Source organism: Pseudomonas sp. MH9.2 (genome assembly GCF_034353875.1).
Lineage (GTDB): Bacteria > Pseudomonadota > Gammaproteobacteria > Pseudomonadales > Pseudomonadaceae > Aquipseudomonas.
Genome location: NZ_CP133784.1, coordinates 2,983,532 through 3,010,156 on the forward strand (window position 1 = coordinate 2,983,532; position 26,625 = coordinate 3,010,156).

Here is a 26,625-nt window from a genome sequence, read left to right on the forward strand (position 1 = left end):
CTGTGCCAGAGCTGTTTTCACGTCAGTATCTCAACCTTTGGCAAATCCATTGCGCACACCTCGCCTTGAAGAAACTCGCTGAGCCTGCGCAGACGTTCGCCGCCTGGCCGGGTCTTTGGCCACACCAGATAATAGTTTTCGCCGCTGGCCACGGCGGTGCGCCAAGGCAAGCTTAAACGCCCTTGCGCGACGTCCTCGGCGACCATCAACAAGTCCCCCATGGACACGCCATAGCCCCGCGCAGCCGCGATCATGCCAAGTTCCAGAGTGTCGAACACCTGGCCGCCCTTGAGCGAGATCTGCTCCGACAGGCCCATCCGCTGTAGCCAGTTGCGCCAATCGCGACGGTCGGGGGTCGGGTGCAACAGTTCGGCACTGGCCAACCGCGCGACATCCCAGGGCGGGTCCTGGAGCAACGTCGATGCACCCACAGGGATCAGCAGCTCAGGGAACAGGTAGGTGGCTTCCCAATCCGGCGGAAAATGCCCACGGCTGAGCAACACCGCGCAGTCAAACGGCTCCTGAGTGAAATCCACACTGTCGACATCCATCCAGGCGCTGGTCAATTGCACTTCATTACCAACCTGAAGATGGCGAAACCGGCTCAGGCGCGCCAGCAACCAGCGCATGGTCAGGGTCGAGGGTGCCTTCATGCGCAAAATGCCTTCCTCTGCACGCAAGATGCTGCACGCACGCTCCAACGCCGAAAAACCTTCACGCACTCCCGGCAGTAGCAGGCGCGCCGCCTCGGTCAATTGCAGGTTGCGGCCATTGCGCTGAAATAAACGACAGGCAAAGTGATCTTCAAGCGTGCGGATGTGGCGGCTGACGGCACTTTGGGTGATCGACAGCTCCTCGGCAGCGCGGGTGAACGAGCTGTGTCGGGCAGCGGCTTCAAATGCGCGTAGCGCATAAAGGGGAGGAAGACTACGGGACATACACAACATTCCTACGCAATAGTTGCGCTACTTTACCCCCAACGACTACGCTCGATTCAGATGAGTTTTACTCATGCCAATCATCGGATTTATCCCTTTGTGCCCGCCGTGAGAAATGCCGAGAATCAGTTGCTCACAAAGCCCTGTAAGCCGAGCGCCACGCCTATGCAATCCGTCGCCATCCAAGCACCCTGGATCAAAGAGCTAAGGACCATCCTGCGCTTGGCCGGACCGCTGATCGCCTCGCAAATGGCGCATATGCTCATGGTGTTCACTGACACCGTAATGATGGGTCGCCTGGGACCCGATGCCTTGGCCGGTGGCGGGCTGGGCGCGGCCAGCTACAACCTGATTTCGTTCTTCTGCGTAGGCGTTATCGCTGCCGTCGGCACCCTGGTTTCGATCCGTCACGGTGCAGGTGACAACTTAGGCGCCACGCGGCTGACTCAGGCGGGACTCTGGCTGGCGTGGGGCATGGCACTAATCGCGGCCTTGGTGCTGTGGAACCTTGAGCCCGTTTTGCTCAAGCTTGGCCAGAATGAGGCGAACGTGCACATGGCCGGGCAATTCCTGATCACCCTGCCCTTGGCCCTGCCCGGCTTTCTGTCCTTTATGGCCTTGCGGGGCTTCACCAGCGCGTTGGGGCGGGCCGGCCCTGTGATGGTGATCAGTCTGGGCGGCGTGGCGGTGAACTTCGGGCTTAACTATGCACTCATCCATGGCCTGTTTGGCCTGCCGCATCTGGGCCTGATGGGCATCGGTCTGGTCACGGCGGTGGTTGCCAATGGCATGGCGCTGCTCCTGGCCCTGCATATCCGCCAACACCCAGCCTATGCGCCCTATCCCATTCGCCAGGGCCTGATGCGCCCCTCGCTGACTTATTTGCAAGAGCTGTGGCGCCTCGGCTTGCCGATTGGCGGTACCTACGCGGTCGAGGTTGGCCTGTTCACCTTCGCAGCGTTCTGCATGGGCGCGATGGGCAGTACGCAGATGGCCGCACACCAGATCGCCCTACAGTCGGTGTCGATGGCGTTCATGGTGCCCGTGGGGATTTCCTACGCGATGACCATGCGCATCGGCCAACACTACGGCGCGGGCAATCTGCTCCAGGCGCGACTGGCCGGACGCGTCGGCATTGCCTTCGGGGCGTTGATCATGCTCGGTTTCGCGCTGCTGTTCTGGCTGGCACCGTATCAAGTCGTCAGCCTGTTTCTCGACCTCGACAATCCGGCCTACCGCGACGTGATCGATCTAGCCGTGAAACTGTTGGCGATCGCCGCGTGGTTCGAACTGTTCGACGGCACGCAGACGCTGGCCATGGGCGCCATCAGGGGGTTCAAGGACGCCAGGACCACGTTTGTCATCGGCCTCGCCTGTTATTGGCTGGTCGGCGCGCCTGCGGCCTGGGCTTTCGGTTTTTATGCACAGGGCGGAGCGATGGGGGTCTGGTGGGGGTTGGCTCTGGGGCTGGCCTGTGCAGCGCTGGCACTGACAGTGGCATTCGAAAGGAAGACGTCACGCTTGCTGCGTCAGGCGCCAGTGCTTGCGTCGGTCATGAGTTGAGGGCCGAATCAGGTATGTCTACTGAACGTGCGCCTGCCCCACGTTATGGCGCTGTCCATACGTCAGGTACTCAATCAACTCCGTGAATGGCAACGGCTTGCTGATCAGGTAACCCTGAATTTGATCGCAACCAAAACCACGCAACAGCGCCAGTTGTTCCGGGGTTTCCACACCTTCGGCGACCACTTCCAGGCTGAGGTTGTGCGCCAGGTTGATCATGGCATGCACCAGCTTGCGATTTTCTTCGCGCAACTCCATGCCGCCGACAAAGCTTTTGTCGACCTTGAGCAAGGCAATCGGCAGGCTGTTGAGGTGCACGAACGACGAGAAGCCGGTGCCAAAATCGTCCAGCGAAAAACGCACACCTAGCCGACCCAACGCATCCATCGTCTGTTTGACCAGATCGCTGCGGCGCATGACGGCGGTTTCGGTCAGTTCGAATTCCAGCCAACGGGCATCGACGCCCCGCTCGGCGATCAAGCGGCTCAGGGTCGACAGCAACTGACTGTCCTGAAACTGGCGGAACGACAGGTTGACCGCCATGTGCAGTGCCGGCAGCCCGAGTTCACGCAGCGCCTGCATGTCGCGCAGGGCGCGGGAAATGACCCAGTAACCCAAAGGCACGATCAAACCGCTTTGCTCGGCCAAGGGTACAAACTCGCTGGGTGGCAGCAACCCACGCTCGGCGTGGCGCCAGCGCACCAGGGCTTCGAGGCCAACGATACGCCCGTCGCTCAATGACAGGCGTGGCTGGTAATGCAGTTCCAGCTCATCGCGACGCAAGGCCCGGCGCAGTTCGCTTTCCAGATCGGCCAGGCTACGGGCATTGCGGTTGATGCGTTCGTTAAAAACATGAAAGGTGCAGCCCTGAGTGCCCTTGGCCTGCTGCATAGCGATATGAGCGTGCCACATCAACGGATCGGCACCGGCACCGGCCCGGGCATAGGAAATCCCCAGGCTACAGCCTATCAGCAAGCTTTCACCATCGACCCAATAGGGCTCGGCCAAGGCTTCGGTAATGCGTTCGGCCATCCATTCGGCACGCTGCGGCGCACGGCGGATGTCGATCAACAACGCGAACTCGTCACTGCCCAGCCGCGCCAGTTGATCGCCTGCTTCCAACTGGCTCTTGAGCCGCGAGACCACTTGCAAGATCAATCGGTCGCCAGCCTGATGGCCCAGCGCGTCGTTGGCGTGACGGAAGTTGTCGAGATCCAGGTGCCCGAGCGCCAGTCCACGGCCTTCGTTTTCAGCCAAGCGTGTCGCCAATAAGGTCTGGAAGCCCTGGCGGTTGGCGATGCCGGTTAGCGGGTCTTGCTCGGCCAGACGTTGCAGAGTGTTTTCCAGCACGCCGCGCTCGCGCACATGGCGCAGGCAACGGCGTAGCGCATCAATGCTCAACGTGGCGAGCACCAGCCAATCGCTGACGCCAATCGGCGGTTCGAGCGGTTCGTGCTCAAGCAGCATCACCACCGGCAACTTACAGCGCCCGGGCGCTGGCTGGAGCTCAGGCGTCGTCAGCAGCACGGCATTTCGCGCGTCGTCGAACAGGCTGCCGACATCGCCCCAACTCGGCGCACAGACCAGCGCGGCCGCGTCTCCCAGAGGAGCCAGACACTCACGCAATAACGCCAGCCATTCCGGCTTTTGGGCCAGGAGCAACAAACGCAAGGGTTCGACAGGCGTAGACAAACTAGCTCCCTACTCGCAAAAAAATCGTTGGTGGTTCCGCTCTACTTCAGACATCTGGCGTAATCCACTGCGCATCCTGCGGGAAAGTAACAAAACCGGCAAATTTAGATCGCGTGCTACGTCACAGTGTCGGACGATGACCGCACAAATGCGTGAGCCTGTTAAAATGCCCACCCATTTCGCAAGCGACCCTTTTTCTGTCATGTCCCGACTCAATCCTCGGCAACAAGAAGCCGTGAACTACGTCGGCGGCCCTCTTTTGGTGCTCGCCGGTGCCGGCTCCGGCAAGACCAGCGTGATCACCCGCAAGATCGCGCACCTGATCCAGAACTGCGGCTTTCGCGCGCAACATATCGTCGCCATGACCTTTACCAACAAGGCCGCGCGGGAAATGAAAGAGCGCGTAGGCACCCTGCTCAAGGGTGGCGAGGGGCGTGGCTTGACGGTGTCGACCTTCCACAACCTGGGCCTGAACATCATCCGCAAGGAACATGCGCGACTGGGCTATAAACCAGGGTTCTCGATTTTCGACGAGACCGACGTGAAAGCCCTGATGACCGACATCATGCAAAAAGAATATTCGGGCGATGACGGCGTCGACGAAATCAAAAACATGATCGGCTCGTGGAAAAACGACCTGATCCTGCCGCCCGAGGCCCTGGAAAACGCGCGCAACCCCAAGGAACAGACCGCCGCCATTGTCTATACCCACTACCAGCGCACGCTCAAAGCCTACAACGCGGTGGATTTCGACGATTTGATCCTGATGCCCGTGAAGCTGTTCCAGGAACATGCCGACATCCTGGAGAAGTGGCAAAACAAGGTTCGCTACCTGTTGGTGGATGAATATCAGGACACCAACGCCAGTCAGTACCTGCTGGTAAAGTTGCTGATCGGTATGCGCAATCAGTTCACCGTGGTGGGCGACGATGACCAGTCGATCTATGCCTGGCGTGGTGCGCGCCCGGAAAACCTGATGCTGCTCAAGGATGACTATCCGTCGCTCAAAGTGGTGATGCTCGAGCAGAACTATCGCTCCACCAGCCGTATCCTGCGCTGCGCCAACGTGCTGATCTCGAACAACCCCCACGCCTTCGAAAAGCAGCTGTGGAGTGATATGGGTCACGGCGATGAAGTCCGTGTCATCCGCTGCCGCAACGAAGACGCCGAAGCCGAACGCGTCGCGGTGGAACTCCTCACCCTGCACTTGCGCACCGACCGGCCCTACAGTGACTTCGCGATTCTCTATCGCGGTAACTATCAGGCCAAGCTGATCGAGCTGAAGCTGCAACACCACCAGATCCCCTACCGCCTGTCGGGTGGCAATAGCTTCTTCGGCCGTCAGGAAGTGAAAGACCTGATGGCCTACTTCCGCCTGCTGGTGAACCCGGACGACGACAACGCCTTCTTGCGCGTGATCAACGTGCCGCGTCGTGAAATAGGCTCGACCACCCTGGAAAAGCTCGGCAATTACTCCACCGAGCGCAAGATATCGATGTACGCCGCCACCGATGAAATCGGCCTGGGCGAGCATCTGGACAGCCGCTACACCGACCGCCTGCAACGCTTCAAACGCTGGATGGATGGCGTGCGCCAGCAATGCTCGCAAAACGACCCCATCGCCGCGCTACGCAGCATGGTCATGGACATCGACTACGAAAACTGGCTGCGACAGAACAGCTCCAGTGAAAAAGCCGCCGACTACCGGATGGCGAACGTCTGGTTCTTGATCGAAGCGCTGAAGAACACACTGGAGAAAGACGACGACGGCAAAATGACCATCGAAGAAGCCATCGGCAAGCTGGTCTTGCGCGACATGCTCGAGCGTCAGCAGGAAGAAGAAGACGGCGCCGAAGGCGTGCAAATGATGACCCTGCATGCCTCCAAAGGCCTGGAATTCCCCTATGTGTTCATCATGGGAATGGAGGAAGAAATCCTCCCGCACCGCTCCAGTATCGAAGCCGACACGATCGAGGAAGAGCGCCGCCTGGCGTATGTCGGGATTACCCGCGCGCGGGAAACACTGGCCTTCACCTTTGCCGCCAAGCGCAAGCAATATGGCGAGATCATCGATTGCGCACCCAGCCGCTTTCTCGATGAACTGCCGCCGGACGACCTCGCCTGGGAAGGCAACGACGACACACCGGTAGAAGTGAAAGCCGTTCGCGGTAACACGGCACTGGCCGATATTCGGGCCATGCTCAAACGCTGAATTGATTATTTATTGCGCACATGTGCGCTGCCCGAGGAATCACCGTGGAAGCACTGCACAAGAAAATTCGCGAAGAGGGCATCGTCCTTTCCGACCAGGTGTTAAAGGTCGACGCGTTTCTTAATCACCAGATCGACCCGGCCTTGATGCAGCTGATTGGCAACGAATTCGCCACGCTGTTCGCAGACTCGGGCATCACCAAGATCGTCACCATCGAGGCCTCGGGCATTGCCCCCGCGATCATGACCGGCCTGAAACTGGGCGTGCCGGTGATCTTTGCGCGCAAACACCAATCGCTGACCCTGACCGAAAACCTGCTGTCGGCGACCGTGTATTCGTTCACCAAGCAAGTCGAAAGCACCGTCGCCATTTCGCCTCGGCACCTGACCAGCAGCGACCGCGTCCTGATCATTGATGATTTTTTGGCCAACGGCAGGGCCTCGCAGGCGCTAATTTCGATCATTAAACAAGCCGGTGCCAGTGTTGCAGGGCTGGGCATTGTGATCGAGAAATCATTCCAGGGCGGGCGTGCCGAACTCGACGCTCAGGGCTATCGCGTCGAATCCCTCGCCCGGGTGAAATCGCTGGAGGGTGGGGTGGTGACTTTTCTCGATTGATTGTTGGCGAAGGCGGTGCTTCAGGCGCTGGGAGCAGTCGCCTGCAACCCGGCCAGCACCAACCGCTGATACAGCTCTTCAAGCAGCCCCTGCGGCTGCAAAAGCCGCATGCGTTCAAGCTGCGCCGGGAAGGCTGTCGGCTCCGGTGCGTCGAGGGTGGCTTTGCCCAATTGCAGAATCTCGGTGAGCTTGAGTTTGCTTTTCAGCCAGTTCAAGGCTCGCAGCAGGTCCCGCTCTTCCACGCTGAAATCACAACCCAGCGGATACTCCGGGAACAACTGCACATAACGCGCTTGCAACGCCTGCAAACGTTCGGGGGTGTTTTCGCTAAAGCGCGGATCGAGGCGGAAGTCGCGGGGCAATTTGCCGATCTTTTGCGCCTGCTCGATCAAGCCTTCCTGGAAGCGTGAGTCACTGATATTCAGCAGCGCCTCGATCACCTTGGCGTCGGTTTTGCCACGCAGATCGGCAATCCCGTATTCGGTGACAATAATGTCCCGCAGGTGCCTCGGAATCGTGACGTGACCGTACTCCCAAACGATATTGGAACTGACCTCCCCGCCCGACTCGCGCCAGCTACGCAGCATCAACAGTGAGCGAGCCCCTTCCAGTGCATGCGCCTGAGCGACAAAATTGTATTGGCCACCCACCCCGCTCAACACTCGGCCGTCTTCCAGTTGATCGGCCACAGCGGCGCCCAACAGCGTCACTTTAAACGCGCTGTTGATGAATCGTGCGTCGCGCCGTTGCAAGCGCTTGAGCTCTTCATTGCCGTACAGCTCGTTGATGTAGCTGATGGCGGTCATGTTGAAGCGCTCACGCTGAGCCAGTGAAAACTCGCGCAAGCGTTGATAAAAACTGCGAGGCCCCAGGAAAAAACCCGCGTGGACCACGACGCCTTCGGCATGGGCCGACTCGTCGAGCGTGCCATCGTTGGCCTGCCGTTGCAGGGCCGCGTCGGAGTAAACCTTACGCCGCACGATGCCGGCGTCCACCAGCACCAATAAACCGTTCACGAACATTTCGCTGCAACCGTACAGCCCCTGAGCAAACGGCTGCACCCCGCCTTCGCGCTCGATCAACGCCTGCCATGACGTGGTCGCGTCCAGATCCGCGAGCAGCGCGCGGTAAGTGGCGTTATCCGCTTGCCGCGCCAAAAGCGCCGCTGTCAGCGCATCGCCCATCGAGCCAATGCCGATTTGCAAGGTGCCGCCGTCGCGCACTAGGGTACTGGCGTGCAGGCCAATGAAATGGTCCTGAAACCCGACCGGCATGTTCGGGGTAGAGAACAGGGTGCTGTGTTCTTCCTCGTCGAGCATCAGATCAAAGACGTCAGTACTGAGCTCCGAGTCGCCGAGCATGTATGGCAAGTCTGCATGGATCTGGCCGAGCAACAGGATTGTTTCACCGGCCGCACGGCGTTTGGCGATCATCGGCAGCAAATCAAGAGTGATGTCCGAGTTGCAACTCAGGCTCACGCGACCCGGACGTTGCGGATCATGAGCGATCAACTGCGCCACCAGATTAAGGCCATTGGCGTTGATGTCACGCGCAGCATGACTGTAATTACTGCTGACATAATCCTGCTGCGCCGCGTGGCTGTTGAGCAGGCTGCCGGGCTGCATAAAGAACTGCTCGACACGAATATTCGGCGGCAGGCTGTCGCGCCGCAGGTCCTCAAGGAAATCCAGTTCGGGGTAATCACCGAACACCCGTGCGACGAAGGGCTCAAGAAAACGCGCCTGCAAACCCTCACCCAGCGGCGGGCGCCCGAGACAGAGGGCGGTGTAGATCGTCAGCTGTCGTTGCGGCAGGCCTTTGACCCGCGCATACAACGCGTTAACGAAGCGGTTGGGCTTGCCCAGCCCCAGCTGCAGGCCCATGTGAATGTGCGCAGGCAACTGCGCCAGTACTTGATCGACTGCTTGTTCAATGGAACACGACTGCGTCATCTCACCCTCCTGGCACATCCTTGATTTCAGGTTGGACCGAGCTTGCCGGGTGTTTGCTGCAAAGGACAGGACTTCGAATCATTCGCCCACAAAAAAGCCGACACGAAGTCGGCTGTTTTTGTCACAGGCTGAATTACTTCAGACCGGACATTTTCTGAATCGCGCTTTTCAGCTCTGCATCAGAGCAATCTGCGCAAGTGCCTTTTGGCGGCATCGAGTTGATCCCGGTGATGGCTTTAGCAAGAATGCCTTCAAGACCGCCCTGCGTTTTGGCACGGTTGCCCCAGTCAGCCGCGTCACCGATTTTCGGCGAACCCAGCAAACCGGTGCCGTGACATGCATTGCAATGGCCTGCGATGATCTCATCAGCGGATTTGGCACCACCCGCGCCGCCAGCCGAAGCTGCGACGTCCATACCGGCGCACTCTTTACCCTGCACACATACTTGACCCACTGGATCAAGCCGCTTGGCCAGATCGTCACTTGTCGTGGCCTGAGCACCGACAGCCCAAAAGACCAATACGGCAGCTTGAACTGCCAGCATTTTATTAATTAGGTTCACGCGTACACCCTCATGGTGGCTAGTCACGCCCGCGGCCACGGTTTTGCGGGCGGGCGGAAGTATACCGGTTAGCCCGCCACTCTGAAACAACCCTATAGTCGCAGGGGTATTTACCAGCTGTCAGGCCCTGCAAATAGGCACCTTGTGCTCTCATTTCTGAGACGCGGCGCCTGTAAATGAAGCATTCAATCAAAAATTCGCGGGTGTTGCCGCGCTGATCAGCCGCGCAGGCACATCGAACGGATTACGAAAACGGTGTGGCTTGGTACTCTCAAAGTAGTAACTGTCGCCGGCTTCGAGGATGAACGTCTCAACGCCAACCACCAGTTCCAGCCGACCTTCGAGCAGGGTTCCGGTTTCTTCGCCTTCATGAACGAGCATTGCATCCCCGGTATCGGAACCCGGAGGATAGATCTCATTGAGAAATGTGATCGCCCGGCCTGGATGGGCCTTACCGACCAGCTTCATGGTGACGGCGCCGTCCGAAATGTCGATCAACTCACTGGCTTTATAAACCACTTGAGTCAGATTTTCTTGCTCCAACTCTTCCGAAAAGAACTCAACCATGGACATCGGAATACCGCCGAGCACCTTTCTCAGGGAACTGATCGAGGGGCTGACGCTGTTTTTCTCGATCATGGAAATGGTGCTGTTGGTCACGCCCGCTCGCTTGGCGAGTTCACGCTGGGAGAGACCTTTAAGCTTTCGAATGGATTGCAGTCGTTCACCGACGTCCAATGCGGGAGTCCTCCTATTGATCAGTTATGGTCGTTATGAACGGTATGATGGCAACAGCGTTCAGTATTTACAACACTTCGACCCGTAACGTGTTCGCAAAAGGACTAGCGGCTTATTCATGGAGGCTGCAATTCTGCCGACAGCTGCCGACAGCCGTCTGTCAGACTCCGGAATAGAGCCTTGGCACGCGGCGCAGGTTACAAAATATCTGGTAAGGGATTGTACCGGCGTGCGCGGCAACATCGCTGGCCAGCACGTTTTTGCCCCATAACTCGACCTGGCTACCCAGCCCGGCGCGTGGCAAATCGGTCAAGTCCACGCACAGCATGTCCATCGACACCCGACCCAGCAACCGGCTCGGCTGGCCGTCAATCGAGACCGGAGTGCCGGTCGGTGCCTGACGGGGATAACCATCGGCGTACCCCATGGCCACCACTCCGACACGCATCGAGCGATCCGTGATGAAACCACCGCCATACCCAATCGGTTCGCCCGCCGGCAACTCGCGCACGCAAATTACTTTCGACTCCAGTGTCATCACCGGCTGCAAGCGCTCAGCCACGCTCTGTGGCTGATCAAAAGGCGTGGCGCCGTATAGCATGATGCCGGGGCGGACCCAGTCACTAGGGACCTTCGGCCAGCCCATGACCGCAGGAGAGTTGCGCAAACTGACCTCTGCGGACAATCCCTGACGGGCCGCGTTGAAGACCGCCACCTGCTCGTCACTCCGCGAGCAATCCAATTCATCAGCGCGGGCAAAATGGCTCATCAAGACGATTTTTGCCACTTTTCCGCTGCTCAACAGGCGCTTGTAAGCCGCGTGGTAATCGGCGGGGTGCAAGCCGACACGGTGCATGCCCGAGTCCAGTTTGAGCCAGACGTTCAGCGGCTTGCTGATGCTCGCTTGCTCGATGGCGTCGAGTTGCCAAAGCGAATGCACCACGAACCAGAGGTCATGCTCGACGATCAGTGCCAGCTCGCTCGCCTCGAAAAAACCTTCAAGCAGCAAAATCGGCCCGCCAATCCCCGCCTCACGGAGTTCCAGCGCTTCTTCGATGCAGGCCACGGCGAACCCGTCGGCCTCGGCTTCCAGAGCTTGCGCGCACCGCACCGCCCCATGACCGTAGGCATCGGCCTTGACGACCGCAAGCGCTTTGGCGCCAGCGGTTTCACGGGCCAATTGGTAGTTGTGACGCAGGGCTTGGAGATCGATCAAGGCGCGGGCAGGACGCATGGCGGCAGGCTTCTAGGCGTTATGAGAATAAAAAAGCCCGACACCCATTAACAGGCATCAGGCGAAGGTTCTTGCAGATTAAGGCAATGCCGCAACGACCGACAGCTCAACCAGGATTTCCGGTTCGCACAGCTTCGACTCGACCGTTGCCCGGGCTGGAGCAACGCCTTTTGGCAGCCATTTATCCCAGACGCTGTTCATGCCGGCGAAATCCGCGTCGATGTCTTTCAGGTAGATGGTCACCGACAGAATCCGGGTCTTGTCGGTACCGGCCAAGTCCAGCAGACGCTCGATGTTGGCCAGCGTCTCCCGGGTTTGCTGCTCGATCCCGGCAGCCATGTCATCACCCACTTGCCCGGACAGGTACACGGTGCTGTTGTGGACAACGAGCTGACTCATACGATCATTGGTGAGCTGGCGCAGGATTGCCATGTTTTACGATCTCCTGGGTTTTACCGTAGCGAGAAATATCAAGGCCTTCGGCACTGATCTGTGGTGTTTTAAAGGCCATCAAGTCGGCCAGCAAACGGCCTGAACCGCACGCCATTGTCCAGCCAAGTGTGCCGTGACCGGTATTCAGGAACAGGTTGCGGAATGGCGTGGCGCCGACAATCGGGGTGCCGTCCGGTGTGGTTGGGCGCAGGCCGGTCCAGAAAGTGGCCTCCGTCAAATCACCGCCCTGAGGATAAAGGTCGCCGACGATCATCTCCAGTGTTTCGCGCCGACGTGGATTGAGCGATAAGTCGAACCCGGCGATCTCGGCCATACCGCCCACACGAATGCGGTTGTCGAAACGGGTAATGGCGACCTTGTAGGTCTCGTCGAGAATAGTCGACGTCGGGGCCATGGCCGGATTGGTGATTGGCACAGTCAGGGAGTAACCCTTGAGTGGGTAGATCGGTGCGCGAATGCCCAACGGCTTGAGCAACTGCGGTGAATAGCTACCCAGCGCCAGCACGTAGCGATCAGCGGTTTCCAGCTTGCCGTCGATCCACACGCCATTGATGCGATCACCTGCGTAGTCGAGGCGCTCGATGGACTGACCGAAACGGAACTCGACGCCCAACTTGACCGCCATTTCCGCCAGGCGGGTGGTGAACAACTGGCAATCGCCCGTCTGGTCGTTCGGCAGACGCAACGCACCGGCCAAAATATTAGTCACGTTGGCCAACGCCGGCTCGACCCGGGCGATGCCCGCGCGATCAAGCAGTTCGTAAGGCACGCCAGACTGCTGCAGAACAGCGATGTCCTTGGCGGCATTATCCAATTGTTCCTGAGTACGGAACAATTGAGTGGTGCCCAAGCTGCGGCCTTCGTACGCGATACCGGTTTCGGCACGCAACTCATCGAGGCAATCGCGGCTGTACTCGGACAAACGCACCATGCGCTCTTTGTTCACCGCATACCGGCTGGCCGTGCAGTTACGCAGCATTTGCGCCATCCACAGGTACTGATCAATGTCTGCGGTGGCTTTGATCGCCAACGGGGCATGACGCTGCAACAACCATTTGATCGCCTTGAGCGGGACGCCAGGCGCGGCCCATGGCGATGCATAGCCTGGCGAAACCTGGCCGGCGTTGGCGAAACTGGTTTCCATCGCGGCCGCAGGTTGACGGTCGACCACGGTCACCTCGAATCCAGCTCGGGCCAGATAATAGGCGCTGGCCGTACCGATCACGCCACTGCCAAGGACCAGAACTCGCATGTTAAATCCCTCAATCGCGGATATCCGCTGACGTTTGTTGTACAGAGCCAAGATATGCGCAGTATAAAAAGCAATGACCAGTGCTTTTCACTATATAAACACCTATATTTGGCGAGAATTCTCGGCAAAAATGGCTTTAGTAGAGGGGGTTTACCCATGCGCACCCAGCACCAGTCAAAACGTGAGTTGGACAAGATTGACCGCAACATCCTGCGCATCCTTCAGGCGGACGGGCGGATCTCATTTACCGAGCTGGGAGAAAGGGTGGGATTGTCGACTACGCCCTGTACTGAGAGGGTCCGCAGGCTTGAGCGCGAAGGGATCATCATGGGCTACAACGCCCGACTCAATCCGCAAAGCCTCAAGGCCAGCCTGCTGGTGTTCGTCGAGATCAGCCTGGACTACAAGTCCGGCGACACCTTCGAAGAGTTCCGCCGCGCCGTGCTCAAACTGCCGCACGTGCTGGAGTGCCACCTAGTGTCCGGTGACTTCGATTACCTGGTGAAAGCGCGGATTTCAGAGATGGCTTCGTACCGCAAACTACTCGGCGATATCCTGCTCAAACTGCCGCATGTGCGCGAATCCAAGAGCTACATCGTCATGGAAGAAGTGAAAGAGAGTTTGAATTTGCCGATTCCGGAGTGACCTCTACACCAACACCTGTCGCGTAGTCGCGATGTATTCGTGGATCTGCTTTTCCGCCTTGGGATGGATCATCTCAACCGGCCGACGGCCATTGGGGCATGGCAGGGTCGGAGTGGTGCCGAACAACCGGCAGATCAGCGGACGCTCTTCATACACCGTGCAGCCATTTGGCCCCAGGTGCACACAGTTCAGCTCATCCATCGCCGCCTCTTGCTCTGCGGCGGTTTTGCGCGGCAAGCGCGCCATCTCTTCAGATGAGGTGGTGACCGGACCGCAGCAGTCGTGGCAGCCGGGCACGCACTCGAAAGACGGGATCTGCTGCCGAAGAAAGCGGATTTTCTGGCTGTTGCAGCTCATCGAGGCGTTTACCGAAAGAAAGACTAGGGCGTAATTTTGCCTCACTTGAGCCCCGGGTGACAGCGCCGCCCGACCGAACCTTGCTGGGCGGCGCAGCTCACGTCTATGCTGCATGACATTTTCAAAACACAAAAACCAGGATAAACCTCATGAACGCTCGCGTTCAGCAACCGCTCGCCAACGACCAGCATGCCGCTTCCTATTACGCCGCCAGCAGCCATCCGCAACCGGATCATCCGCCGCTGGCAGGCGAGTTGAGCGTCGATGTGTGCGTAGTCGGCGGTGGCTTTTCCGGGCTGAACACGGCCATCGAACTGGCAGAACGTGGCTTGAGCGTGGCGTTGCTGGAAGCGCGGAAAATCGGCTGGGGTGCCAGCGGGCGCAATGGCGGGCAACTTATTCGCGGCGTCGGCCATGGCCTCGATCAGTTCAACAACGTGATTGGCAGCGACGGCGTGCGCCAGATGAAACTCATGGGCCTGGAGGCGGTGGAAATCGTGCGCCAGCGCGTCGCCCGCTACCAGATCGACTGCGACCTGACATGGGGCTACTGCGACCTCGCCAACAAGCCGCGCGATCTCGACGGCTTAGCCGAAGATGCAGACGAATTGCGCAGCTTGGGCTATCGCCATGAACTGCGCCTGCTGCACGCGAACGAGATGCACAGTGTGGTCGGCTCGGACCGCTACGTCGGCGGCATGATCGACATGGGCTCGGGCCATCTGCACCCGCTGAACCTGGCATTGGGCGAAGCCGCCGCCGCTCGCTCGCTGGGCGTACAGATTTTCGAGCACTCAGCGGTGACGCGAATCGAGTACGGCCCGCGCGCGCGCGTGCACACCACTCAAGGTTCGGTGCGCGCCAATACGCTGGTGCTGGGCTGCAATGCCTACCTGAATGATCTGAACCCGGAACTCAGCGGCAAAGTGCTGCCCGCTGGCAGCTACATCATCGCCACCGAGTCGCTCAGCGAGGCGCAGGCCCATGAGTTGCTGCCACAGAACATGGCCGTCTGCGACCAACGGGTGACGGTGGATTATTACCGGCTTTCCGCAGACCGACGTCTGTTGTTCGGCGGTGCGTGTCATTACTCGGGGCGCGACCCGCAGGACATCGCGGCCTACATGCAGCCGAAAATGCTGGAGGTCTTTCCACAACTGGCCGGGACCAGGATCGACTATCAATGGGGCGGCATGATCGGCATCGGTGCCAACCGCCTGCCGCAGATCGGCAGGCTCAAGGACCAGCCCAACGTGTTTTACGCCCAAGCCTATTCCGGGCACGGGGTGAATGCCACGCACCTGGCCGGCAAGCTGTTGGCAGAAGCCATCAGCGGGCAACACAGCAGCGGCTTCGAGTTGTTTGCCAAGGTGCCGCACATGACCTTCCCTGGCGGCAAACACCTGCGCTCCCCGCTGCTGGCGCTGGGCATGCTCTGGCATCGGCTGAAAGCGCTGCGCTGACCGCCAGGCTTGGTTCAACCTCTCCAGAACGGCTTCAGGCCCTCGGCTCGGGCCTGCTCCAGGCTGATGCCAACGTCGCGCAACTGATTGGCATCCAGATCAAGCAGCGCTTTGCGGGTCACCCAGCGATGGCGGAACACGCCCCACCGGCTTAGCCCCGGTGGGCAGCCCGTCTGCACGCAAGGCGCTCGCCCCTCATGCAGCTCCTGGCTATGCAGCATCAGCCGTACATCGCTCAACCCGTTCATTTCCTGATCCCTCCATCACGCGTTCGTGTGATTTCATGATGACGGGCCGGGCAAATCCATTACAGATTCAAAAAAACCTTATTACTTCCATACAGACAACCCCATCGCGAGGCTGAATCCTGTATTTTGACGGCATCTGTACTGGTCAACTGAATCGATCGCCATCGAGAGTACGCCATGACGCTCTACGTCAATCTTGCCGCCCTGCTCGGCACTCGCATTGAAAACGGTTTTTATCGCCCTGGAGACCGGCTGCCCTCGGTCCGCGCACTGAGCCTGGAGCACGGCGTCAGCCTGAGCACCGTGCAACAGGCGTATCGCTTGCTGGAAGACAACGGGCTGGCATCGCCGAAACCTAAATCAGGTTATTTCGTCCCGTCCGGACGTACGATCCCCGCCTTGCCGGTGGTGGGACGACCGGCGCAACGGCCCGTCGAAATTTCCCAATGGGAACAAGTCCTCGAGCTGATCCGCAGTGTGCCCAATGCCAATGTGATCCAGCTCGGGCGCGGCATGCCAGACGTCAGCAGCCCGACCCTGAAACCCCTGCTGCGCGCGCTGGCCAAGATCAGTCGGCGCCAGGACATGCCAGGGCTGTATTACGACAACATCTACGGCACCCAAAGCCTGCGCGATCAGGTCGCGCGCCTGCTGCTGGATTCTGGGTGTCAGCTCTCGGCCAACGATCTGGTGATCACCACCGGCTGCCATGAAGCGTTGTCCACCAGCATCCGCGCCGTTTGCGAGCCGGGCGACATCGTGGCGGTGGACTCGCCAAGCTTTCACGGCGCCATGCAGACCCTCAAGGGCCTGGGGATGAAGGCCCTGGAAATCCCCACCGACCCCATTACCGGCATCAGCCTCGATGCGCTGGAACTGGCGCTGGAACAGTGGCCGATCAAAGCCATTCAACTGACCCCCAACTGCAACAACCCGCTGGGCTACATCATGCCCGAGGCGCGCAAGCGGGCCCTGCTGAGCCTCGCTCAACGCTTTGATGTGGCGATCATCGAAGACGATGTGTATGGCGATCTGGCCTACAACTATCCCCGACCGCGAACGATCAAATCCTTCGACGAAGACGGTCGCGTCCTCCTGTGCAGCTCGTTCTCGAAAACCCTGGCGCCAGGACTGCGCATTGGTTGGGTCGCGCCGGGGCGCTATCTGGAGCGGGTGCTGCACATGAAATACATCAGCACCGGCTCGACCGCCACTCAACCGCAACTGGCGATTGCCGAATTTCTAGAATCTGGGCACTACGAGCCGCATTTGCGGCGGATGCGCGGGCAGTATCAGCGCGGTCGCGACCAGATGACCGATTGGGTCATGCGCTACTTTCCGGCAGGCACCCGTGTCAGTCGGCCCCAAGGCGGTTTTATGCTGTGGGTTGAGCTGGTTGAGGATTTCGACACCTTGCGCCTGAATCGCGCGTTGCTCGACCAAGGCGTACAGATCGCCGTGGGCAGCATTTTCTCGGCGTCCGGCAAGTACCGCAATTGCCTGCGGATGAACTACGCCGCCAAACCGACGGCGCAGATCGAGGACGCCGTGCGCAAAGTAGGCTCGACCATCACCCGCCTGCTGGCCGAGACGGAACCGGCCACCCACTGACGTTTGCCCCGCCATGCGGGGCTAGGGAAAAAAGGGCTCTAAGCCACGACCGGCTGCGCCCCGAACGCACCACGGCGCAGGGACAAAATCACCAGACCGAAGGAACCCGCGGCCATGAGCAATGGCAGGGCATGCCCACTGACCCATTGGCTGCCCGCGCCTGCCGCCAGTGGCCCGAGCAAGCAGCCGATCCCCCACAGCTGAGCGATGTGTGCGTTGGCACGAACCAGTGAATCATCGCGATAACGCTCGCCGATCAGAATCAACGACAAGGTGAACAACCCTCCGGCGCTGGCACCGAACAACACCCACACTGGCCAGATCAGCACGGTATCAAGCAGCAGCGGAATCGCCAGACTCGACAGCATGAGTAACAGCGCACAGCCCGAAAACAGCGTGCGTCGAGAAACCCTGTCAGCCAGCGCACCAATCGGCAATTGCAGGAGCGCATCACCGACCACCACCGTGCTGACCATGAATAATGCGACTTCCGGGGTAAAGCCCTGGCGCAGGCAGTAGATCGGCAGCAAGGTCAGAATCATTGCCTCGAACGCCGCGAACAGTGCCACCGCCCAAGCAATCGCTGGCAGTCCTCGGCAAAAGCCAAACAGATCGCTGAAGGTCACGTTGCAGGCTTCAGCGCTGGGCGCGCCGGTACGCCCCAGCAGCAACAGCGGCGAACAGAGCAGCAGCACGACGCCAACCCAAAAACCGTAATCCGCTTCGGCGCCGATAATGCCCAGCAGCAGGGGGCCGGCCAGTTGGCTCAGGGCATAGCTGCTGCCATACAGCGCCACCAACCGGCCGCGCCAACGCTCGACCACCAGTTGATTGATCCAGCTTTCGCCAAGAATGAACACGATGGTCAGGATGACCCCGATCAACAGACGCAACCCTACCCAGACCCAATAGTTGGGCAACAAGGCCAGCAAACCGATGGACAACGCCCCGGCCCACAAGCACAGACGCATCAACAGTGGCGTCCCGAAGCGCGCGGCCAGGCGGCTGGCGAAACTCGCCCCGACCAGCACGCCAATCGCCGGCATCGCCGCCATCACCCCGATGGCAAAAGAACCGTAGCCCCAGCTTTCCAGGCGCAAGGACACCAACGGCATGCTCACGCCCAAGGCCAATCCGACACTCAAGACCGAGGCCAGAACAGCGAAATAAGTACCCCAACGCATTGCCCACGCTCCTGTGGATAACGTGTACCGACGATCAAAACAAAACAGCCGGGCTTCCTGATGTGGAGAGCCCGGCTGCTTTTCGGCTGTCTTGCACACCGCTTGCGCGAGTTTATTCGCGCCTACAGTGGATCAAAACCCTGAAGGAGCGAATTCATTCGCGACCTAGCCGGATTACAACTTGATCCAGGTCGCCTTCAGCTCGGTGTACTTGTCGAACGCATGCAGCGATTTATCGCGGCCGTTGCCCGACTGCTTGAACCCGCCAAACGGTGCGGTCATGTCGCCGCCATCGTACTGGTTGATCCACACGCTACCGGCACGCAGCGCCTTGGCCGTCAGATGAGCCTTGGACAGGTTAGCGGTCCACACAGCCGCCGCCAGGCCATAAGGCGTGTCGTTGGCGATCTGGATAGCTTCTTCCACGGTATCGAAGGCAATCACCGACAGCACTGGGCCGAAAATTTCTTCCTGAGCGATTTTCATCGCATTGCTGACGCCGTCAAAAATCGTCGGCTCAACATAAGTGCCGCCCGTTTCCTGCAGCGTGCGCTTGCCGCCTGCGACCAACGTGGCGCCATCGGCATGACCCGACTCGATGTAAGACAACACCGTGTTCAGCTGCTGGGTGTCGACCACCGCCCCCACATTGGTTTGCGGGTCCAGCGGATTACCTGGCTTCCAGGCCTTGAGTGCTTCGATCACCAGCGGCAGGAACGTGTCCTTGATCGACCGTTCGACCAGCAGACGCGAACCCGCAGTGCACACTTCGCCCTGGTTGAAGGCGATAGCGCCAGCAGCCGATTCGGCGGCGGCTTGCAGATCCGGTGCGTCGGCAAATACGATATTCGGGCTCTTGCCACCGGCTTCCAGCCAGATGCGCTTCATGTTCGACTCGCCGGAATAGATCAGCAATTGCTTGGCGGTTCTGGTCGAGCCGGTGAAGACCAGCGTATCGACATCCATGTGCAAGGCCAGCGCCTTGCCGACGGTATGACCATAGCCAGGCAGAACGTTGAGCACGCCCGCCGGGATACCGGCTTCAACCGCCAGTTGGGCGATGCGAATAGCGGTCAACGGAGATTTTTCCGACGGTTTGAGGATGACCGAGTTGCCAGTGGACAGCGCTGGACCGAGTTTCCAGCAGGCCATCATCAGCGGGAAGTTCCACGGCACGATGGCCGCCACAACACCGATGGGTTCGCGCGTCACCAGACCCAGTTGGTCATGGGGCGTGGCGGCCACTTCGTCGTAAATTTTGTCGATCGCTTCACCGCTCCAGCTCAGCGCCTGGGCGGCTCCAGGGACATCAATGCTCAACGAGTCGCTGATCGGCTTGCCCATGTCGAGGGTTTCGAGCAGGGCCAATTCTTCAGCGTTCTGTTTCAACAGACCGGCAAAACGGATCATCGCCGCCTTGCGTTTGACAGGGGCCAGACGTGACCACACGCCAGAGTTGAACGTAGCGCGGGCACTGTCGACAGCACGCTGGGCATCGGCAGCCTCGCAACTGGCAACCTGTGCCAGGACGCGGCCATCGACAGGGCTGATGCATTCGAAGGTGGCGCCAGAAACCGCAGCGGTGTATTCACCGTTGATGTAAGCACGGCCTTCGATCTTCAGATCTTTGGCACGCTGTTCCCAGTCAGCACGAGTCAGGGTGGTCATACGAGTGTCCTCCTGTTGTTTTTTGAATACGGATGGCATCAGCCAAGGGCAAACCCCACCCTAAACCAAGTGACTGGGAAATTTCCAATATATTTGACACTTCAGGCCAAACGGCGTTTTGTTGTTCATTTTATTCAACATGAAACGCGTTAGCGGGGAGCGAATCACGATGAACATCGAAAATATTGTCGACTTCAGCCAGGCCAACACCACGCCAGAACGCTACGTGCCCGCGCCAGAAAAAATCCTCAAGGGCAACCCGGAGCAAACCGTCTACAACCATTACAACAGCCCCTGCGGCCAACTCAGCGCCGGCGTTTGGGAAGGTGCAATCGGTCAATGGACGGTGAATTACACCGAACATGAGTATTGCGAAATCGTGCAGGGCGTATCGGTGCTACGCGACGAGGATGGCAACGCCAAAACCCTGCGTGCCGGTGATCGCTTTGTGATTCCTGCGGGCTTCAAAGGCACCTGGGAAGTGCTGGAAGCCTGTCGCAAGGTGTATGTGGTGTTCGAACAAAAGGCCTGAGCAACAGCTGCCTTCACTGAAATTCAGGCACAAAAAAACCCGCCTTCTCAGGCGGGTTTTTTTGTAAGAAGCGAAATCAATTACTTGATTTTGGCTTCTTTGTAGATCACGTGCTTACGAGCAACCGGATCGAATTTTTTAATTTCGATTTTGTCCGGAGTGGTGCGTTTGTTCTTATCGGTGGTGTAGAAATGGCCTGTGTTAGCGCTCGACACCAAACGGATCAATTCACGCATGACTATCTCCCTTAGACCTTAGCGCCATTGGCGCGAATTTCGAGAAGAATGACATCAATGCCACGCTTGTCGATGATACGCATGCCTTTGGCAGATACGCGCAGACGCACAAAACGATTCTCGGACTCGACCCAGAAGCGGTGATGCTGCAGGTTCGGCAGGAAACGACGACGGGTTTTGTTGTTTGCGTGGGAAATGTTATTCCCGGTTACCGGACCCTTACCGGTAACTTGACATACTCTCGACATGCCTCAGCCCTCTAAAACCACATGCCCAACCCGGCATGGGTTGGCCGCTTAATCTCTCAGTCATTTGGCGCCAGGCGCCGCGTTTCTTTAGGGGTCTTACCGGCCACACCTACAAACGAAGGAACCGGGCCCCTAGAAAAGAGCGCTGCTTTATACCAGAAACACCAAGGTGCAACAACAGCGCATGCACATTACCTTGTTTTGGCAGACCGTGTTTTGCCTTCAGGCTCAACCCGTGCGGGCGCGGCAAGAAATATACCGCTCGTCGCACCAGACGGATTGTCCTGCGCCGATGCATAGTCTAGGGTAAGTCTCTCACCAGACTGCGCCCGCAGATGGGGCCCTCTCTGACAGGAATATCGCCATGCGTTTTACGCGTTTCGCAGCCCTTTCGCTCCTGCTCGCGCCCTTTTTCAGCACATTGCCGGCTCAGGCTGCGACCACCCTCAGCGTCTGCACCGAAGCCAGCCCCGAAGGGTTTGATGTCGTGCAGTACAACTCGCTGACGACGACCAACGCCTCCGCCGACGTGCTCATGAACCGTTTGGTGGAGTTCGATGCGCAGAGCGGCAAACTGCTGCCCAGTCTGGCGGAAAGCTGGAGTGTCTCGGCGGATGGCCTGACCTACGACTTCAAACTACGCGCCGGGGTGAAGTTTCACCACACCGATTACTTCAATCCGACCCGTGACCTGACCGCAGAAGACGTGCAATTCAGCTTCCAGCGCATGCTCGACCCGGCCAACCCGTGGCATAAGGTCGCCCAAAGCGGCTTTCCGCATGCACAATCGATGCAGTTACCCACACTGATCAAGAATATAGAAGCACCTGACGCTCTCACCGTCCGCTTTACCCTCAACCACCCGGATTCGACCTTCCTGGCAACGCTGAGCATGGGCTTTGCGTCGATCTATTCCGCCGAATACACCGCGCAGCTACTGAAGGCGGGCACCCCGGAAAAGCTCAACAGCCAACCCATCGGTACCGGCCCATTCGTCTTCAAGCGCTTCCAAAAGGACGCTGTGGTGCGTTATGTCGCCAACCCGGACTACTTCAGCGGCAAGCCTGCCGTTGACGCGCTGGTGTATGCGATCACGCCGGACGCCAACGTGCGACTGCAGAAAATCCGCCAGAACGAGTGCCAGATCGCCCTTTCACCCAAACCTCTGGATATTCAGGCTGCCAGCAAAGACCCACAGCTGAAAATCGAAAAAGCCGCAGCGTTCATGACCGCTTTTGTCGCGATCAACAGCCAGCACCCGCCGCTGGACAAGCCTGAAGTTCGCCAGGCGATCAACCTCGCTTTCGATAAAAACAGCTACCTCAAAGCGGTATTCGAAAACACCGCTGAAAACGCGACCGGGGTTTATCCGCCCAACACCTGGAGCTACGCCAAAGACCTTCCCGGCTATCAGCATAATCAGGCCAAAGCCCGTGAGTTGCTGGCCAAAGCCGGTATCAAGGATGGCTTCAAAACAACGATCTGGACTCGCCCATCCGGCAGTTTGCTCAACCCTAACCCAAGTCTCGGCGCGCAATTGTTGCAGGCAGACCTGGCTGCAGTCGGGATCAAAGCCGAGATCAAGATCATCGAGTGGGGCGAGTTGATTCGTCGCGCCAAGGCTGGCGAGCATGACCTGCTGTTCATGGGCTGGGCAGGCGATAACGGCGATCCGGATAACTTCCTGACACCGCAGTTCTCCTGCGCCGCCGTGACCTCAGGAACCAACTTCGCCCGTTATTGCGACCAGGGCCTGGACAAACTGATCAGCGCAGGCAAAGCCACCAGCGATCAAGCCGAGCGCAGCGCCTTGTACCTCAAGGCTCAGACGCAAATCCAGCAACAGGCCTTGTGGCTGCCGCTGGCACACCCCACCGCTGCCGCACTGACGCGCAAAGACGTACAGGGTTATCAGGTGAGTCCATTCGGTCGCCAGGACTTTTCCCACGTCACATTGAAGTAGATACAGAACGAAAATAGCGCGCTGTACACTTTTCGTACGACCAACAGGCCGCGCACCCACCGTGCGCGGCCTGTGCTTCTCACATCAAGCCGGCTTCCACCATCGACAACGGGTCGCCATCACCGATGATGAAGTGATCGAGCACCTTCACGTCGATCATGTCCAGAGCGTCCTTGAGCAGGTGGGTCAGCTTGCAGTCATCCTCGCTGGGGTCGGGCACGCCGGACGGATGGTTGTGGCACAGGATCAACGCCGCCGCATTGTGCGCCAGGGCGCGCTTGACCACTTGCCGGGGATGGACCTCGGCGCAGCTGATCGACCCTCGAAACAACGCCTCGAACGCCAACACCCGATGCTTGGTGTCCAGAAACAGGCAGGCGAAAACCTCGTGCGGCTCGTGCCTGAGCTGCGCCTTGAGGTAATCGCGCACCCCTTGCGGGTTCTCCAGGCTTGAATCGCGCTTCAAACGTTCGGCCATATGCCGACGAGACATCTCCATCACCGCCTGCAACTGCGCGAACTTTGCGGGGCCCAGCCCCAACTCCAGACAGAAGGTTTGCAGGTCAGCCTCCAGCAACGATCTGAGGCTGCCGAATTGCTTCAGCAAATGTCGCGCAAGGTCCACGGCGCTTTTTCCGGTAACACCCGTGCGCAAAAAAATCGCCAACAGTTCGGCATCGGAAAGGCTCGCCGCCCCCTGCTCAAGAAGCTTCTCCCGCGGACGCTCGGCCGCAGGCCAATCACGAATACTCATAGCACCTCCATGTGTGTGGGGACCGCTGTTCCCGTGCGGTCGCTGTGCTATCTTAGCCCATCTTTTTTGCGCGGCGATCTGGCCTGGGGAGGCGTCATCGCCGTCGCGTTCACTCGACTAAAAGGCACGCCTATGCAGCGGCTGTATCGAAAACGCATTGTTCTCGGCGTCGGCGGCGGCATCGCCGCCTACAAGAGCGCCGAGCTGGTCCGTCGGTTACGCGATCAGGGCGCAGAAGTGCGTGTTGTCATGACCCGCGGCGGCAGTGAGTTCATCACGCCTCTGACCATGCAAGCCTTGTCCGGTAATCCGGTGCACATGGATTTGCTCGACCCGGCAGCAGAAGCGGCCATGGGCCATATCGAGCTGGCCAAGTGGGCCGACCTGGTGCTGATCGCCCCGGCCACCGCCGACCTGATCGCGCGCCTGGCCCAAGGCATCGCCAATGACCTGTTGACCACCGTCGTGCTGGCCACTGACGCCTCTGTAGCGATTGCGCCAGCCATGAACCAGGCGATGTGGCGCGATCCAGCGACGCAGGCCAACACCCACCTGCTCGAAGAGCGCGGCATGCGCATGTTCGGTCCTGCATCGGGCAGCCAGGCCTGCGGTGATGTCGGCTTTGGCCGCATGCTCGAAGCGGACGAACTGGTGCAACGTGCCGCCGATTGTTTCCGGCGCGAGTCGCTGACCGGCAGGCACGTCCTGATCACCGCCGGCCCGACCCAGGAAAACATCGACCCGGTACGCTACATCACCAACCACAGCTCGGGAAAAATGGGGTTTGCCTTGGCCGAAGCGGCGGTTGAAGCTGGCGCCCGGGTGACCTTGATCACCGGCCCGGTCAATCTGCCAACCCCGGACCGCGTCACCCGGATCGACGTGGTCAGTGCGCGCGACATGCTCGCCGCCTGCGAAGCCGCGATCCCCTGCGATCTGTTTATCGCCTCCGCAGCGGTGGCCGATTACCGTCCCGAAGTGGTCGCACCGCACAAGCTCAAGAAAGACCCCAGCAACGGTGACGGCCTGCTGTTGCAGATGGTCCGCAACCCGGACATTCTTGCCACCATTGCTGGCCGCCCGGACCGTCCATTCAGTGTCGGCTTCGCTGCCGAAACCGAACATCTGCTCGACTATGCTGCACGCAAGCTCAAGGACAAGAACCTGGACCTGATCGTCGCCAACGATGTGGCTAACCCCAGCATCGGTTTCAATAGCGAAGAGAATGCGTGCAGCGTGATTGACCGGGCACTGCACGAAACTTTTTTTGCCCAGACCAGCAAAGGCAAGATTGCCCGCCAGCTGATCACTTTTATCGCCGACCGTCTGAACCAGGTTTAATCACGCATGCATGCTTTACAAGCCAAGATCCTCGACCCCCGCATTGGTAGCGACTTCCCTCTTCCGGCCTACGCCACCGAGGGCTCCGCCGGTCTCGACCTGCGCGCGATGCTGCAAGAAGACACGATCATCGAACCGGGCCAGACCCTGCTGATCCCCACAGGGCTGTCGATTTACATTGGCGATCCCGGCCTCGCCGCGTTGATTCTGCCGCGTTCGGGCCTTGGCCATAAACACGGCATCGTGTTGGGCAATCTGGTCGGTTTGATCGACTCCGATTACCAGGGCGAGTTGATGGTGTCCTGTTGGAATCGCGGCCAGACCGCCTTCAAAATCTCAATCGGCGAACGCCTTGCTCAACTGGTGCTGGTGCCGGTCGTACAAGCGCACTTCGAGTTGGTCGAAGAGTTCGACGAAAGCCAGCGTGGTGCTGGCGGTTTTGGTCACTCAGGCAGCCACTGAAACACCGTCTAAAATGGCCACTTGAACCCTGACCCGGCCGTTTGGGCCCTAACGGGCACCAAACGGCTCAGGAAAGACCCTTTGCGATTCAGGATGAATACCGGGGAGAGGTGATGTGAAAGGCTTTAAGCGCACCGCCACAGCAAGCAACCACTCGCAACCCCCCGACAGTCCGTCATCGGCTGCCCGTCAGCCCATTCTTTCGCCCGGCCTTGTTTCGGCTGTCGCAGGGCTACTCACGGCCAGCGTGTTGTTGTGGCTGGCGTTATTCAGCCAGCCGCACCAGCAAACCCGGCTCAGCCAGGCTTGGGGTTCTAGCCAGGCCAGCGCCTTGGGCCTGGCACTCAAACAACTGAACGCCGAGACGCAAACCGCCGCGCTCGACGGCGCACTTGCTCAAGCACTGCAAAGCAAAGACCCGACCTCGATCAGCCAGGCTGAAAATCAGCTGCGCTATCACGACAGCGTGGTGGGCGCACGGCTCAACCCTCTCGGCCGGACCGACGTGGATGCACAAGCTCCCGTGCCGGTGAATTTTTCCACCCTGGACATGCTCAACAAAGCCGCACTCGGCCAGACGCCCTCCCCCGAAGCGCGCAAAGTCGGCGAGCGCTGGCTGGTCTATAGCGTTGCGCCGCTGCGGGCGAGCCCGGGCGCACCGATCACCGGCACGCTGTTGCTGGCGTTCGACCTGCAACGG

The 26,625-nt window shown here is 59.3% G+C and carries 25 protein-coding genes; 10 read left to right on the forward strand and 15 right to left on the reverse strand.

What is annotated here, in order from left to right; genetic code table 11:
• Window positions 1-17: 17 nt before the first annotated feature.
• On the reverse strand, window positions 18-938 hold the full coding sequence (locus RHM55_RS14070) for a LysR substrate-binding domain-containing protein (RefSeq protein ID WP_322176984.1): 921 nt from the start codon (window positions 936-938) through the stop codon (window positions 18-20).
• A gap of 180 nt (window positions 939-1,118) precedes the next feature.
• Between RHM55_RS14070 and RHM55_RS14075 the strand changes: the two genes are divergently transcribed.
• Window positions 1,119-2,501: a NorM family multidrug efflux MATE transporter gene (locus tag RHM55_RS14075; protein ID WP_322182940.1), complete on the forward strand. Its 1,383-nt coding sequence runs from the start codon at window positions 1,119-1,121 to the stop codon at window positions 2,499-2,501.
• An 18-nt stretch (window positions 2,502-2,519) separates the two neighbouring features.
• Here the strand turns inward: RHM55_RS14075 and RHM55_RS14080 are convergent, their stop codons facing one another.
• Entirely contained in the window at window positions 2,520-4,193 is a 1,674-nt protein-coding gene (locus tag RHM55_RS14080) for a bifunctional diguanylate cyclase/phosphodiesterase (protein ID WP_322176985.1), read from the reverse strand.
• A 202-nt stretch (window positions 4,194-4,395) separates the two neighbouring features.
• Between RHM55_RS14080 and rep the strand changes: the two genes are divergently transcribed.
• The gene (rep, locus tag RHM55_RS14085; protein ID WP_322176986.1) at window positions 4,396-6,405 is read left to right on the forward strand and encodes a DNA helicase Rep; all 2,010 of its coding nucleotides are present in this window, start codon (window positions 4,396-4,398) and stop codon (window positions 6,403-6,405) included.
• A gap of 44 nt (window positions 6,406-6,449) precedes the next feature.
• Window positions 6,450-7,022, forward strand: coding sequence for a xanthine phosphoribosyltransferase (locus RHM55_RS14090; RefSeq protein WP_219063034.1), 573 nt, complete (start codon window positions 6,450-6,452; stop codon window positions 7,020-7,022).
• Between the two features lie 20 nt (window positions 7,023-7,042).
• Here the strand turns inward: RHM55_RS14090 and RHM55_RS14095 are convergent, their stop codons facing one another.
• From RHM55_RS14095 to dadA, 6 genes are all read right to left on the reverse strand, one after another.
• Window positions 7,043-8,974 (reverse strand): acetyl-CoA hydrolase/transferase C-terminal domain-containing protein, encoded by a 1,932-nt coding sequence (locus RHM55_RS14095; protein WP_322176987.1) that lies wholly within the window; start codon window positions 8,972-8,974, stop codon window positions 7,043-7,045.
• A gap of 133 nt (window positions 8,975-9,107) precedes the next feature.
• Window positions 9,108-9,536: a c-type cytochrome gene (locus tag RHM55_RS14100; protein ID WP_322176988.1), complete on the reverse strand. Its 429-nt coding sequence runs from the start codon at window positions 9,534-9,536 to the stop codon at window positions 9,108-9,110.
• 189 nt (window positions 9,537-9,725) lie between these two features.
• Window positions 9,726-10,274 (reverse strand): cupin domain-containing protein, encoded by a 549-nt coding sequence (locus RHM55_RS14105; RefSeq protein ID WP_219063036.1) that lies wholly within the window; start codon window positions 10,272-10,274, stop codon window positions 9,726-9,728.
• 160 nt (window positions 10,275-10,434) lie between these two features.
• Window positions 10,435-11,508, reverse strand: a complete 1,074-nt coding sequence (alr, locus tag RHM55_RS14110) for an alanine racemase (RefSeq protein WP_322176989.1) — start codon at window positions 11,506-11,508, stop codon at window positions 10,435-10,437.
• 78 nt (window positions 11,509-11,586) lie between these two features.
• The gene (locus tag RHM55_RS14115) at window positions 11,587-11,940 is read right to left on the reverse strand and encodes a RidA family protein (RefSeq protein WP_219063038.1); all 354 of its coding nucleotides are present in this window, start codon (window positions 11,938-11,940) and stop codon (window positions 11,587-11,589) included.
• The gene (dadA, locus tag RHM55_RS14120; RefSeq protein ID WP_219063039.1) at window positions 11,912-13,213 is read right to left on the reverse strand and encodes a D-amino acid dehydrogenase; all 1,302 of its coding nucleotides are present in this window, start codon (window positions 13,211-13,213) and stop codon (window positions 11,912-11,914) included. The genes RHM55_RS14115 and dadA overlap by 29 nt, the downstream gene beginning before the upstream one ends.
• A gap of 156 nt (window positions 13,214-13,369) precedes the next feature.
• On the opposite strand from dadA, the gene dadR reads away from it, so the two are divergent.
• The gene (dadR, locus tag RHM55_RS14125; protein ID WP_219063040.1) at window positions 13,370-13,858 is read left to right on the forward strand and encodes a transcriptional regulator DadR; all 489 of its coding nucleotides are present in this window, start codon (window positions 13,370-13,372) and stop codon (window positions 13,856-13,858) included.
• 3 nt (window positions 13,859-13,861) lie between these two features.
• On the opposite strand, the gene RHM55_RS14130 is transcribed toward dadR, so the two are convergent.
• On the reverse strand, window positions 13,862-14,215 hold the full coding sequence (locus tag RHM55_RS14130; RefSeq protein ID WP_219063041.1) for a YkgJ family cysteine cluster protein: 354 nt from the start codon (window positions 14,213-14,215) through the stop codon (window positions 13,862-13,864).
• A gap of 149 nt (window positions 14,216-14,364) precedes the next feature.
• Here RHM55_RS14130 and RHM55_RS14135 point away from each other — a divergent pair, with 149 nt between their 5' ends.
• Window positions 14,365-15,678, forward strand: a complete 1,314-nt coding sequence (locus tag RHM55_RS14135) for an FAD-binding oxidoreductase (protein ID WP_322176990.1) — start codon at window positions 14,365-14,367, stop codon at window positions 15,676-15,678.
• Window positions 15,679-15,692: 14 nt separating this feature from the next.
• Here RHM55_RS14135 and RHM55_RS14140 read toward each other — a convergent pair whose 3' ends face one another.
• The gene (locus RHM55_RS14140; protein ID WP_322176991.1) at window positions 15,693-15,926 is read right to left on the reverse strand and encodes a DUF1127 domain-containing protein; all 234 of its coding nucleotides are present in this window, start codon (window positions 15,924-15,926) and stop codon (window positions 15,693-15,695) included.
• Window positions 15,927-16,103: 177 nt separating this feature from the next.
• On the opposite strand from RHM55_RS14140, the gene RHM55_RS14145 reads away from it, so the two are divergent.
• The gene (locus tag RHM55_RS14145; protein ID WP_322176992.1) at window positions 16,104-17,537 is read left to right on the forward strand and encodes a PLP-dependent aminotransferase family protein; all 1,434 of its coding nucleotides are present in this window, start codon (window positions 16,104-16,106) and stop codon (window positions 17,535-17,537) included.
• Window positions 17,538-17,575: 38 nt separating this feature from the next.
• Here the strand turns inward: RHM55_RS14145 and RHM55_RS14150 are convergent, their stop codons facing one another.
• Together RHM55_RS14150 and RHM55_RS14155 are read right to left on the reverse strand one after the other, a co-directional pair.
• Window positions 17,576-18,721 carry an MFS transporter gene (locus RHM55_RS14150; protein WP_219063045.1) on the reverse strand — a complete coding sequence of 382 codons (1,146 nt, stop codon included), beginning with the start codon at window positions 18,719-18,721 and terminating at the stop codon, window positions 17,576-17,578.
• Window positions 18,722-18,895: 174 nt separating this feature from the next.
• Complete coding sequence (locus RHM55_RS14155) at window positions 18,896-20,389, reverse strand: aldehyde dehydrogenase (RefSeq protein ID WP_322176993.1); 1,494 nt, start codon at window positions 20,387-20,389, stop codon at window positions 18,896-18,898.
• A 169-nt stretch (window positions 20,390-20,558) separates the two neighbouring features.
• On the opposite strand from RHM55_RS14155, the gene RHM55_RS14160 reads away from it, so the two are divergent.
• A complete protein-coding gene (locus RHM55_RS14160; RefSeq protein ID WP_322176994.1) occupies window positions 20,559-20,921 on the forward strand; it encodes a cupin domain-containing protein in 363 nt (120 codons plus the stop codon).
• 80 nt (window positions 20,922-21,001) lie between these two features.
• Here RHM55_RS14160 and rpmG read toward each other — a convergent pair whose 3' ends face one another.
• Together rpmG and rpmB are read right to left on the reverse strand one after the other, a co-directional pair.
• Window positions 21,002-21,157, reverse strand: coding sequence for a 50S ribosomal protein L33 (gene rpmG / locus RHM55_RS14165; protein ID WP_219063048.1), 156 nt, complete (start codon window positions 21,155-21,157; stop codon window positions 21,002-21,004).
• A gap of 11 nt (window positions 21,158-21,168) precedes the next feature.
• Window positions 21,169-21,405 carry a 50S ribosomal protein L28 gene (gene rpmB / locus RHM55_RS14170; protein WP_219063049.1) on the reverse strand — a complete coding sequence of 79 codons (237 nt, stop codon included), beginning with the start codon at window positions 21,403-21,405 and terminating at the stop codon, window positions 21,169-21,171.
• A gap of 364 nt (window positions 21,406-21,769) precedes the next feature.
• On the opposite strand from rpmB, the gene RHM55_RS14175 reads away from it, so the two are divergent.
• The gene (locus RHM55_RS14175) at window positions 21,770-23,368 is read left to right on the forward strand and encodes an ABC transporter substrate-binding protein (RefSeq protein ID WP_322176995.1); all 1,599 of its coding nucleotides are present in this window, start codon (window positions 21,770-21,772) and stop codon (window positions 23,366-23,368) included.
• 79 nt (window positions 23,369-23,447) lie between these two features.
• Here the strand turns inward: RHM55_RS14175 and radC are convergent, their stop codons facing one another.
• Window positions 23,448-24,122: a RadC family protein gene (gene radC / locus RHM55_RS14180; RefSeq protein ID WP_322176996.1), complete on the reverse strand. Its 675-nt coding sequence runs from the start codon at window positions 24,120-24,122 to the stop codon at window positions 23,448-23,450.
• Between the two features lie 132 nt (window positions 24,123-24,254).
• Here radC and coaBC point away from each other — a divergent pair, with 132 nt between their 5' ends.
• Together coaBC and dut are read left to right on the forward strand one after the other, a co-directional pair.
• Window positions 24,255-25,463, forward strand: a complete 1,209-nt coding sequence (gene coaBC, locus RHM55_RS14185; RefSeq protein ID WP_322176997.1) for a bifunctional phosphopantothenoylcysteine decarboxylase/phosphopantothenate--cysteine ligase CoaBC — start codon at window positions 24,255-24,257, stop codon at window positions 25,461-25,463.
• A gap of 6 nt (window positions 25,464-25,469) precedes the next feature.
• Window positions 25,470-25,925, forward strand: a complete 456-nt coding sequence (gene dut, locus RHM55_RS14190) for a dUTP diphosphatase (protein WP_322176998.1) — start codon at window positions 25,470-25,472, stop codon at window positions 25,923-25,925.
• The last annotated feature ends 700 nt before the right edge of the window (window positions 25,926-26,625 follow it).

What these genes read in the sequence shown, in the direction of transcription:
- RHM55_RS14070 (WP_322176984.1), bottom strand. Translation starts at nt 938, where the DNA reads ATGTCCCGTAGTCTTCCTCCCCTTTATGCGCTACGCGCATTTGAAGCC.
- rep (WP_322176986.1), top strand. Translation starts at nt 4,396, where the DNA reads ATGTCCCGACTCAATCCTCGGCAACAAGAAGCCGTGAACTACGTCGGC.
- RHM55_RS14095 (WP_322176987.1), bottom strand. Translation starts at nt 8,974, where the DNA reads ATGACGCAGTCGTGTTCCATTGAACAAGCAGTCGATCAAGTACTGGCG.
- alr (WP_322176989.1), bottom strand. Translation starts at nt 11,508, where the DNA reads ATGCGTCCTGCCCGCGCCTTGATCGATCTCCAAGCCCTGCGTCACAAC.
- RHM55_RS14115 (WP_219063038.1), bottom strand. Translation starts at nt 11,940, where the DNA reads ATGGCAATCCTGCGCCAGCTCACCAATGATCGTATGAGTCAGCTCGTT.
- dadA (WP_219063039.1), bottom strand. Translation starts at nt 13,213, where the DNA reads ATGCGAGTTCTGGTCCTTGGCAGTGGCGTGATCGGTACGGCCAGCGCC.
- dadR (WP_219063040.1), top strand. Translation starts at nt 13,370, where the DNA reads ATGCGCACCCAGCACCAGTCAAAACGTGAGTTGGACAAGATTGACCGC.
- RHM55_RS14130 (WP_219063041.1), bottom strand. Translation starts at nt 14,215, where the DNA reads ATGAGCTGCAACAGCCAGAAAATCCGCTTTCTTCGGCAGCAGATCCCG.
- RHM55_RS14135 (WP_322176990.1), top strand. Translation starts at nt 14,365, where the DNA reads ATGAACGCTCGCGTTCAGCAACCGCTCGCCAACGACCAGCATGCCGCT.
- RHM55_RS14140 (WP_322176991.1), bottom strand. Translation starts at nt 15,926, where the DNA reads ATGAACGGGTTGAGCGATGTACGGCTGATGCTGCATAGCCAGGAGCTG.
- RHM55_RS14145 (WP_322176992.1), top strand. Translation starts at nt 16,104, where the DNA reads ATGACGCTCTACGTCAATCTTGCCGCCCTGCTCGGCACTCGCATTGAA.
- RHM55_RS14150 (WP_219063045.1), bottom strand. Translation starts at nt 18,721, where the DNA reads ATGCGTTGGGGTACTTATTTCGCTGTTCTGGCCTCGGTCTTGAGTGTC.
- RHM55_RS14155 (WP_322176993.1), bottom strand. Translation starts at nt 20,389, where the DNA reads ATGACCACCCTGACTCGTGCTGACTGGGAACAGCGTGCCAAAGATCTG.
- RHM55_RS14160 (WP_322176994.1), top strand. Translation starts at nt 20,559, where the DNA reads ATGAACATCGAAAATATTGTCGACTTCAGCCAGGCCAACACCACGCCA.
- rpmG (WP_219063048.1), bottom strand. Translation starts at nt 21,157, where the DNA reads ATGCGTGAATTGATCCGTTTGGTGTCGAGCGCTAACACAGGCCATTTC.
- rpmB (WP_219063049.1), bottom strand. Translation starts at nt 21,405, where the DNA reads ATGTCGAGAGTATGTCAAGTTACCGGTAAGGGTCCGGTAACCGGGAAT.
- RHM55_RS14175 (WP_322176995.1), top strand. Translation starts at nt 21,770, where the DNA reads ATGCGTTTTACGCGTTTCGCAGCCCTTTCGCTCCTGCTCGCGCCCTTT.
- radC (WP_322176996.1), bottom strand. Translation starts at nt 24,122, where the DNA reads ATGAGTATTCGTGATTGGCCTGCGGCCGAGCGTCCGCGGGAGAAGCTT.
- coaBC (WP_322176997.1), top strand. Translation starts at nt 24,255, where the DNA reads ATGCAGCGGCTGTATCGAAAACGCATTGTTCTCGGCGTCGGCGGCGGC.
- dut (WP_322176998.1), top strand. Translation starts at nt 25,470, where the DNA reads ATGCATGCTTTACAAGCCAAGATCCTCGACCCCCGCATTGGTAGCGAC.